The 1,314-nt window shown below is 52.4% G+C and carries 1 rRNA gene; it reads left to right on the forward strand.

Annotated features, from left to right (window positions below):
* Window positions 1–22: 22 nt before the first annotated feature.
* Window positions 23–1,314, forward strand: a 23S ribosomal RNA gene (locus tag ACVDHI_RS20730); the annotation flags it as partial.

Below are 1,314 nucleotides of genomic sequence, written 5' to 3' on the forward strand. Positions count from 1 at the left end.
ACGACACTTCTTGGGGTTGTATGGTTAAGTGACTAAGCGTACATGGTGGATGCCTTGGCAGTCAGAGGCGATGAAGGACGTACTAACCTGCGATAAGCCGTGAGCAGTCGGTAAGAGACATTACGACTCACGGATTTCCGAATGGGGAAACCCACTTAGCATAAGCTAGGTATCGCTGCGTGAATACATAGCGTAGCGAGGCGAACCGGGAGAACTGAAACATCTAAGTACCCCGAGGAAAAGAAATCAACCGAGATTCCCTCAGTAGCGGCGAGCGAACGGGGATTAGCCCTTAAGCATCTTGGACGTTAGTGGAACGGTCCTGGAAAGGCCGGCGATACAGGGTGATAGCCCCGTACACGAAAACAACCTTGATGTGAAATCGAGTAGGGCGGGACACGTGACATCCTGTCTGAATATGGGGGGACCATCCTCCAAGGCTAAATACTCCTGACTGACCGATAGTGAACCAGTACCGTGAGGGAAAGGCGAAAAGAACCCCTGTGAGGGGAGTGAAATAGAACCTGAAACCGTGTACGTACAAGCAGTGGGAGCCCTTCGGGGTGACTGCGTACCTTTTGTATAATGGGTCAGCGACTTACATTTTGTAGCGAGGTTAACCGTATAGGGGAGCCGTAGGGAAACCGAGTCTTAACTGGGCGTCTAGTTGCAAGGTGTAGACCCGAAACCGGGTGATCTAGCCATGGGCAGGTTGAAGGTTGAGTAACATCAACTGGAGGACCGAACCCACTAACGTTGCAAAGTTAGGGGATGACCTGTGGCTGGGGGTGAAAGGCCAATCAAACTCGGAGATAGCTGGTTCTCCCCGAAAGCTATTTAGGTAGCGCCTCGGACGAATACTACTGGGGGTAGAGCACTGTTTGGGCTAGGGGGTCATCCCGACTTACCAACCCCATGCAAACTCCGAATACCAGTAAGTACTATCCGGGAGACACACGGCGGGTGCTAACGTCCGTCGTGAAGAGGGAAACAACCCAGACCGCCGGCTAAGGTCCCAAAGTTCTGGTTAAGTGGGAAACGATGTGGGAAGGCTCAGACAGCTAGGATGTTGGCTTAGAAGCAGCCATCATTTAAAGAAAGCGTAATAGCTCACTAGTCGAGTCGGCCTGCGCGGAAGATGTAACGGGGCTCAAACCAGGCACCGAAGCCGCGGATTCACACTAAGTGTGAGTGGTAGGGGAGCGTTCTGTAAGTCTGCGAAGGTGTATCGAGAGGTATGCTGGAGATATCAGAAGTGCGAATGCTGACGTAAGTAACGATAAAGGGGGTGAAAAGCCTCCTCGCCGGAAGACC

Source organism: Aeromonas sp. 25-248, from assembly GCF_053005425.1.